7 protein-coding genes and 4 tRNA genes are annotated in these 7,547 nt (G+C 54.0%); 10 read left to right on the plus strand and 1 reads right to left on the minus strand.

Annotated elements, in window-relative coordinates:
- Positions 1–8 precede the first annotated feature (8 nt).
- The 8 genes from lon to BVC71_RS14820 all read left to right on the plus strand — a co-directional run bounded on the left by lon (position 9) and on the right by BVC71_RS14820 (position 5,206).
- The gene (gene lon, locus BVC71_RS14785) at positions 9–2,417 is read left to right on the plus strand and encodes an endopeptidase La (protein ID WP_086452470.1); all 2,409 of its coding nucleotides are present in this window, start codon (positions 9–11) and stop codon (positions 2,415–2,417) included.
- A 151-nt stretch (positions 2,418–2,568) separates the two neighbouring features.
- A complete protein-coding gene (locus BVC71_RS14790; protein WP_086452471.1) occupies positions 2,569–2,961 on the plus strand; it encodes an HU family DNA-binding protein in 393 nt (130 codons plus the stop codon).
- An 18-nt stretch (positions 2,962–2,979) separates the two neighbouring features.
- Positions 2,980–3,055 (plus strand) — tRNA-Val (locus tag BVC71_RS14795).
- Positions 3,056–3,110: 55 nt separating this feature from the next.
- Positions 3,111–3,680: a histidine phosphatase family protein gene (locus tag BVC71_RS14800; protein ID WP_240516881.1), complete on the plus strand. Its 570-nt coding sequence runs from the start codon at positions 3,111–3,113 to the stop codon at positions 3,678–3,680.
- Between the two features lie 57 nt (positions 3,681–3,737).
- Positions 3,738–3,813: transfer RNA gene (locus BVC71_RS14805), tRNA-Val, on the plus strand.
- A gap of 104 nt (positions 3,814–3,917) precedes the next feature.
- Positions 3,918–4,811, plus strand: coding sequence for an SPFH domain-containing protein (locus BVC71_RS14810; RefSeq protein WP_086452472.1), 894 nt, complete (start codon positions 3,918–3,920; stop codon positions 4,809–4,811).
- Entirely contained in the window at positions 4,808–5,077 is a 270-nt protein-coding gene (locus BVC71_RS14815; RefSeq protein WP_086452473.1) for an NfeD family protein, read from the plus strand. The genes BVC71_RS14810 and BVC71_RS14815 overlap by 4 nt, the downstream gene beginning before the upstream one ends.
- 53 nt (positions 5,078–5,130) lie before the next feature.
- Positions 5,131–5,206 (plus strand) — tRNA-Ile (locus tag BVC71_RS14820).
- 12 nt (positions 5,207–5,218) lie between these two features.
- Here the strand turns inward: BVC71_RS14820 and BVC71_RS14825 are convergent.
- Entirely contained in the window at positions 5,219–6,517 is a 1,299-nt protein-coding gene (locus BVC71_RS14825; protein ID WP_086452474.1) for an ATP-binding protein, read from the minus strand.
- 43 nt (positions 6,518–6,560) lie between these two features.
- Here BVC71_RS14825 and BVC71_RS14830 point away from each other — a divergent pair, with 43 nt between their 5' ends.
- Together BVC71_RS14830 and BVC71_RS14835 are read left to right on the plus strand one after the other, a co-directional pair.
- Positions 6,561–7,412: an MBL fold metallo-hydrolase gene (locus BVC71_RS14830; RefSeq protein ID WP_086452475.1), complete on the plus strand. Its 852-nt coding sequence runs from the start codon at positions 6,561–6,563 to the stop codon at positions 7,410–7,412.
- Positions 7,413–7,471: 59 nt separating this feature from the next.
- A tRNA-Asn gene (locus tag BVC71_RS14835) sits at positions 7,472–7,546 on the plus strand.
- Position 7,547: the final 1 nt, after the last annotated feature.

The following is a 7,547-nucleotide window of genomic DNA, read 5'->3' on the forward strand; positions in this document are numbered from 1 at the left end:
ACAAGAGCATGGAAGATACCAATAGCACCACTTTTCCGGTCCTGCCGCTGCGCGATATCGTGGTTTTCCCACATATGATCGTGCCGCTGTTCGTAGGCCGCGAAAAATCGGTTCGCGCATTGGAAGAGGTGATGCAGGACGACAAACAAATCCTGCTATCCAGCCAAATCGACCCGAGTCAGGACGACCCGACCACCGACGACATCTATAAAACTGGTGTGTTGGCCAATGTGCTTCAGCTGCTGAAACTGCCTGATGGGACTGTCAAAGTCTTGGTCGAAGGCAAAAGCCGTGTAACGATTTCTGAATTCGTCGAAAACGATAGCTTCTTTGAGGCGCGCGCCGAAGACCTGCCTGAGGTCGACGGTAACGTCGACGAACAGGCCGCATTGGTCCGTTCGGTTGGCGAAGAGTTTGAACGTTACACCAAGGTCAAAAAGAACATTCCAGAAGAGGCTGTTGCCGCCGTCAGTGAAACCACTGATGCTGCGAAGCTGGCTGATCTGGTTGCTGGTCACCTGGGCATCGATGTTGCTCAGAAACAGGAACTGCTGGAAACCGTTTCGATTTCTGAACGTCTGGAGAAGGTCTATGGCCTGATGCAGGGCGAAATGTCTGTTCTGCAGGTTGAGAAAAAGATCAAAACTCGCGTCAAAACCCAGATGGAGCGCACTCAGCGCGAATATTATTTGAATGAGCAAATGAAGGCCATTCAGAAGGAACTGGGCGACGGCGAAGACGGTGCAAACGAAATCGCCGAACTAGAAGAGCGTATTTCGAAAACCAAACTGTCGAAAGAGGCCAAAGAAAAGGTCGATGCCGAGGTTAAAAAGCTAAAGTCGATGTCCCCGATGTCGGCCGAGGCGACGGTCGTGCGCAATTATCTGGATTGGATCCTGTCGATCCCGTGGGGCGTCAAATCCCGCGTGAAAAAGGATTTGGGCCGCGCCGAGACTATTCTGGATGACGAACACTATGGTCTGGAAAAGGTCAAAGAACGCATTGTGGAATATCTGGCCGTTCAGTCGCGTAGCGCGAAACTGAAGGGTCCGATCATGTGCCTTGTTGGCCCTCCAGGTGTTGGTAAAACATCGCTAGGCAAATCGATTGCCAAGGCAACAGGCCGCGAATTTATCCGTATTTCGCTAGGCGGCGTGCGTGACGAATCCGAAATCCGAGGCCACCGCCGGACGTACATCGGTTCGATGCCGGGTAAGATCATTCAGGCGCTGAAAAAGGCGAAAACCACGAACCCTCTGATCCTTTTGGATGAGATCGATAAGATGGGTCAGGATTTCCGCGGTGACCCTGCTTCGGCCATGCTAGAGGTGTTGGACCCAGAACAGAACGGCACATTCGTCGATCACTACCTAGAGGTAGAATATGATCTGTCGAACGTCATGTTCCTGACCACATCGAACAGCTACAACATGCCTGGCCCGTTGCTGGACCGTATGGAAATTATTCCGCTGTCTGGCTACACCGAGGACGAAAAACGCGAAATCGCGCGTCAGCATTTGCTGCCTAAGCAATTGAAAAACCACGGCCTAAAAGCCAAAGAGTTTGAAATTGACGACGCAGGCCTGACCACGATCATCCAGACCTACACCCGCGAAGCGGGCGTTCGTAATCTGGAACGCGAAATCGCCAAAGTCTGCCGCAAGGCCGTGACCAAGATCGTCAAGAAAGAAGTGACTACCGTTTCGGTAACCGCTGATAATATGGACGATTTCTTGGGCGTTCCGCGCTACCGTCACGGACTGGCCGAAAAAGAGGATCAGGTCGGTGTCGTCACCGGTCTCGCCTATACCTCGGTCGGTGGTGAGCTGTTGTCGATCGAAGCCTTGCGCCTACCAGGTAAGGGCCGGATGAAAACGACCGGTAAACTGGGCGACGTGATGAAGGAGTCGATCGAGGCGGCATCGTCCTATGTTCGTTCGATTTCGCCAGAGCTGGGCGTGAAGCCTCCTCAGTTCGACCGCATGGACATCCACGTGCACGTGCCTGATGGCGCAACGCCCAAAGATGGCCCATCGGCTGGTTTGGCAATGGTCACGGCGATCGTGTCGGTTCTGACGCAAATCCCAGTGCGCAAAGACATCGCCATGACAGGCGAGGTAACCTTGCGCGGTAACGCGTCTGCCATTGGCGGTCTGAAGGAAAAACTGTTGGCGGCCCTGCGCGGCGGGATCAAAACCGTTCTTATCCCAGAAGAGAACGTAAAAGATCTGCCCGATATTCCGGACAACGTGAAAGAGGGGCTGGAAATTATCCCCGTCACCCACGTGTCCGAGGTGTTGAAGCACGCTCTTATTTCGCAGCCAGAACCGGTTGAATGGGACCAAGAGGCCGAAGACGAGGCCGCAGCCGCCCGTGCGCTTTCCTCAAATGACGGGGCAGGGGCTTTGGCTCATTAATTAAACAAAAGGCGCCTTCGGGCGCCTTTTTCTATTAAAATCGGCGGAAAATCCCCTGAAAACCTGATGTTGCGTGTTTCGTACTTGCAACCAATGCGGGGTTCCTGTGATGCTGGAATCGTAAATTCATACAAACCCATTGAGGCTATTTATGGCTACTCGCACCACGAAAACGACGACCCGCAAAAAAACCGCTACGGCAAGCGCGGTCACCAAACCCGTGACGGTCGAGCCTGTGGTTGCTGCGCCTGAAACCCCAGACGAAGTAACCCGCAAGAAAGATTTTATTGATAGTGTTGTTGAACGTTCCGGCCTGAAAAAGAAAGATGTCAAACCCGCTGTCGAAGCGGCGCTGGCGCAATTGGCCGAAGAACTGACCGAAGGTCACGAATTGGTTGTTCCGCCGCTTGGCAAAATCAAAATTAACCGTGTCAAAGATACTCCGAACGGTAAGGTTGTGATTACCCGCATTCGTTTGACTACGCCGACGATCACGATTGATGAAAATTCTGTCGATTCCCCTCTTGCGGAACCGGCAGAGTAAGGATAGATCACGCGGACCGGGTCGTTAGCTCAGTTGGTAGAGCGCTTCGTTTACACCGAAGATGTCGGGAGTTCGAGCCTCTCACGACCCACCAGAATTTCAGGCGCATCCCTTACCGGATGCGCCTTTTTCGTTATAAGGCCGATATGATGTTGCCCGACCTATATGTCATTCGCCACGGTGAAACCGAATTCAACGCAATCGGCCGTATGCAAGGCGGGTTGGATTCGCGGCTGACGAACAAAGGCCGCGAACAGGCTGATGTGATGGCGGACAAATTGCGCGGCATCGTCGGCCCCAATACGCATGACCTGATCTGCAGCCCCCAAGGTCGTGCTTTGGCAACGGCCGATCCGATCAGCGTCGCCACAGGGTGCCCAATTGCGCCTGTCGCCGATCTACGGGAAATCAGTATGGGCGATTGGACGGGATTACCGCGTTCGGAAATTGATCGCCGCTGGCCAGCGCCCAACCCGAATGAACATTTTATTGAATTCTATGCCCGTGCCCCAAAGGGTGAATCCTTTGAAAATCTGTGGGATCGCGTGGGCCGCGTGTTGGATGGTTTGACGCGCCCGACTGTGATTGTGACGCATGGGTTTACCTCGCGGTTTCTGCGGACGCGTGCGATGGGTTGGGGAATGGATCGCATTGCGGACCTACCAGGCAAACAGGGCGCGATTTTTCAGATAAGCAACGGGCAACACAAAGAATTTTAAAAAAATGCAAAAGGGGCCTTGCGCCCGCCGTGCGCTTTGTCTAAATCCCGCGCCAACGGGTCGTTAGCTCAGTTGGTAGAGCGCTTCGTTTACACCGAAGATGTCGGGAGTTCGAGCCTCTCACGACCCACCATTTCCCCTACAATCGAACAAATGTTCTGCCAGAATCGTCGGCGGTGTTATTCAAAATTCACATGATCGTGACTACATATTGGTTATGTGAGTGAGGGAAGGTTTATGAATCAACAAGCGATTTTAAGTAGCGGCGATGGTAGCAGCATTTTCTTGCTGGCTCTCGCTGCGTTTATTTTTGTCTGCATCATCAAATCGGTGCGTATCGTGCCGCAGTCAGAAAAATACGTTGTTGAACGGTTGGGACGTTTGCGTTCTGTTTTAGGGCCGGGGATCAATTTAATTGTCCCGTTTCTGGACCGCGTAAAACACAAAGTATCGGTTCTGGAACGCCAGTTGCCCACCATGACCCAAGATGCGATCACCAGCGACAACGTGTTGGTGCAGGTGGATACCAGCGTGTTTTACCGCATCACAGAACCGGAAAAGACGGTGTACCGTATCCGCGACGTGGATGGCGCCATTCAGACGACCGTCGCGGGTATTATCCGTTCAGAAATTGGCCGCATGGAGCTGGATCAGGTACAGTCCAACCGCGCGCAGTTGATCGAAGCGACCCGAAGCCAATTGGCAAGTCAAGTGGACGATTGGGGCATAGATGTGACCCGCGCCGAGGTGTTGGACGTCAATCTGGATGAAGCAACGCGCGCCGCGATGCTGCAGCAGCTGAATGCCGAACGTGCCCGCCGCGCACAAGTGACAGAGGCCGAAGGTAAAAAGCGTGCTGTCGAGCTACAGGCCGAAGCCGAACTCTATGCCGCACAACAAGAAGCGCAGGCCCGCCGCGTTGAAGCCGAAGCCGAAGCCTATGCGACCGAAGTTGTCGCCGCTGCCATCGCGAAAAACGGGATTGAAGCAGCGCAGTATCAGGTCGCGCTGAAACAGGTCGAAGCATTGACTGCGTTGGGGCAGGGCGAAGGAAAACAAACCATCGTTGTGCCATCGCAGGCGCTAGAGGCCTTTGGCGATGCGTTCAAAATGTTGAAAGGATCGAAATGACGGACTGGTGGACACTTTGGTGGATCTGGGGCGCTGCGTCGCTGACCTTGGGCGTGGCAGAGGTGATCGTGCCCGGATACATCTTTCTGGGCTTTGCGATCGGGGCGATGGTTATGGCATTGGTTGTCTTTGTCGCCGCGCTATCGCTGCCTGCCGCATTGGTCGCTTTTGCGATCCTATCGCTGATCAGTTTTCTGGTTTTACGCAAGTATTTTAGCCTGCCCAAAAGTCAGATAACGATTTGGGATCGCGATATTAATGATTAACTTGGACGGGGCGGATTGACGCCCCGTTCTACCTTTTGTAGCTAGTTGCGCGGGGGCCTGTAGCTCAACGGTTAGAGCAGAGCGCTCATAACGCTTTGGTTGCGGGTTCAAATCCTGCCGGGCCTACCAATTCCCCTGACATCACCGTGCAATAACGATATCTGCCTTTAGGCCGCCCAGGCGTTCACTGTCTTGCAGTCGCAAGGTGCCGCCATGCAATCGCGCGATATCAGCAACGATCGCAAGTCCAAGGCCAACTCCCGTACCGGTGTTCTGGTTTCGCGCTGGATCTAGGCGGGTAAAGGGGCGAATGGCCTCTTCGCGCAGATCGGCGGGGATGCCAGGGCCGTTATCTTCGGCTGTGATGCGCAATGTGCGGTCGGTCAGGATGATAGAAACGTCCACCTGCGTTCCGCCATAGCGCAGCGAATTGCCGATTAGGTTTTCCAACGCGCGGCGGATCGCCATGGGGCGTAGGGGGACCAACACCGTGCCATCCAGCGCAGGGTCAATATCGTATAGGACGACGTTCTGCCCGCTGCGGTTTGCGTCATCCACGACTCGTTCGACCAAATCGACGGGATCTTCTGGGGTAGGAGAGTCGCCAGCCTCGGCACGGCCATATTCCAAAAACGCCGCAATCAGTCGTTCCATATCTTCGACGTCTTTGATCATGGGGGCGGCTTCGTCTTCGTTCATCAACGACAAGCCCAGTCGTAGACGGGTCAGCGGCGTGCGGAGGTCGTGACTAATCCCCGACAACATCATTGTTCGGCTTTGTGTTTGGCGTTCGATCCGTGATCGCATCGACAAAAATGCAGCGCCTGCTGCGCGCACTTCGGTTGCGCCGCCGGGGGTATAAGGGACGATACGCCCTTTGCCATATTCCGCAGATGCACGTGCCAGACGCAAGATTGGGCGCAATTGATTACGCAAAAAGAAATAGGCGATCAGGGTCATGAAACTACCCAAAACCACCATGATCACAATCAACTGGTGAGGGTTGGATGCAGTGACGCGCCATCTGGGGAACGAAAGGCCGTTTATGCCGTCGCGGTCAAACCAGATTGTGACCGTGCGCCGATCCGACAAATCGACAGCGAGAATGTTGTCATATCGTCGGGACAAGGTTTCGATCATCGCACGTCCGGAAAAATCGAAAATGCTGCGTTCGGTCGCGGTTGGCGGGGTGTCGGACGTTAGCAACTGAAATTCCAACGCCTCGGCCAGTTCAGATTGCACGGTCGGTTCACTGTCTAGGATCAACGCTATCTCAGACATGACCGACGTCGTCATGCGGCGTGTCACACCATCGTAATGACGTTGGATGAAAACGACAGAAACCAACAGCTGTAGAAAAATCACCGGCAGCAGCAGGATCATCGCGGCGCGACCGTATAGGCTGCGTGGTAGATAGGATTTGATTGGCTTGTCAGTCATGGAGAAAACCCTATCGTGAGGGCATAGAATAGGAAAGCGCCCGATGCATCGTTTTGAAACCGGTATTTGTTGTGTAACCGCGCCAAATCCTTCGCCGCTGACCTATCGCGGGACCAACACCTTTATCATTGGCACATCTCATGTTGCGATTGTCGATCCTGGGCCAATTATAGACAGTCATTTCAGTGCGTTGCTGGCTGCGATTGATGGACGCCCTGTTGACGCGGTGATCGTCACGCATAGCCATTTGGATCATTCGCCTATGGCGCGGCCCTTGGCCGATCGGGTTGGGGCGCCTGTGATTGCTTTTGGCCCGTCAGATGCAGGGCGCAGCGCAGTTATGCGGTCGATCGTTGATGACATTGGCGGCGGAGAGGGCGTTGATGCCGATTTTGAACCTGATCAGACCGTCGGTCATCTGGACGTGGTCTGCGGCATGACGGTTCTGCATACGCCCGGGCATATGGGGAATCATATCTGTCTGGAAAAGGGCGACATTTTATTGTGCGGCGATCACATCATGGGGTGGTCGACGTCACTTGTTTCGCCACCAGACGGTGACCTGACAGATTTTATGGCGTCCTGTGCGATGTTGCTGGACAGGCCGTCGCGCCGATATTTTCCTGCCCATGGTGACCCGATAGATCGCCCACATGATCGGGTACGTGAAATCATGGCACACCGCAAATCGCGCGAGGCACAGATACTGGACGCGTTGAAAAACGGTACAAATACTGCTGCTGCTTTGGTTCAGGCGATATATCATGATATCGATCCAAAACTATGGCCCGCCGCCGAACGAAATATTATCGCGCATCTTATTGATCTTGTGGGGCAAAACAGAGTTCGGCCCGTTTCGGATATGTCTGTTTCGGGCTTGTTTGAACTCTGTTAAAAAATCTTCCGAATTCCTCTTGCGCCCCCGAAATACCATGGCTATACACCGCCGCATGTTCCGGCGTAGCTCAGCGGTAGAGCAGTTGACTGTTAATCAATTGGTCGTAGGTTCGATCCCTACCGCCGGAGCCAA

Origin of the sequence: Marivivens niveibacter, assembly GCF_002150005.2 — a bacterium.
GTDB classification, from domain to species: Bacteria; Pseudomonadota; Alphaproteobacteria; order Rhodobacterales; family Rhodobacteraceae; genus Marivivens; species Marivivens niveibacter.

What these genes read in the sequence shown, in the direction of transcription:
- BVC71_RS14790 (WP_086452471.1), top strand. Translation starts at nt 2,569, where the DNA reads ATGGCTACTCGCACCACGAAAACGACGACCCGCAAAAAAACCGCTACG.
- BVC71_RS14810 (WP_086452472.1), top strand. Translation starts at nt 3,918, where the DNA reads ATGAATCAACAAGCGATTTTAAGTAGCGGCGATGGTAGCAGCATTTTC.
- BVC71_RS14815 (WP_086452473.1), top strand. Translation starts at nt 4,808, where the DNA reads ATGACGGACTGGTGGACACTTTGGTGGATCTGGGGCGCTGCGTCGCTG.
- BVC71_RS14825 (WP_086452474.1), bottom strand. Translation starts at nt 6,517, where the DNA reads ATGACTGACAAGCCAATCAAATCCTATCTACCACGCAGCCTATACGGT.
- BVC71_RS14830 (WP_086452475.1), top strand. Translation starts at nt 6,561, where the DNA reads ATGCATCGTTTTGAAACCGGTATTTGTTGTGTAACCGCGCCAAATCCT.
- BVC71_RS14800 (WP_240516881.1), top strand. Translation starts at nt 3,111, where the DNA reads ATGTTGCCCGACCTATATGTCATTCGCCACGGTGAAACCGAATTCAAC.
- lon (WP_086452470.1), top strand. Translation starts at nt 9, where the DNA reads ATGGAAGATACCAATAGCACCACTTTTCCGGTCCTGCCGCTGCGCGAT.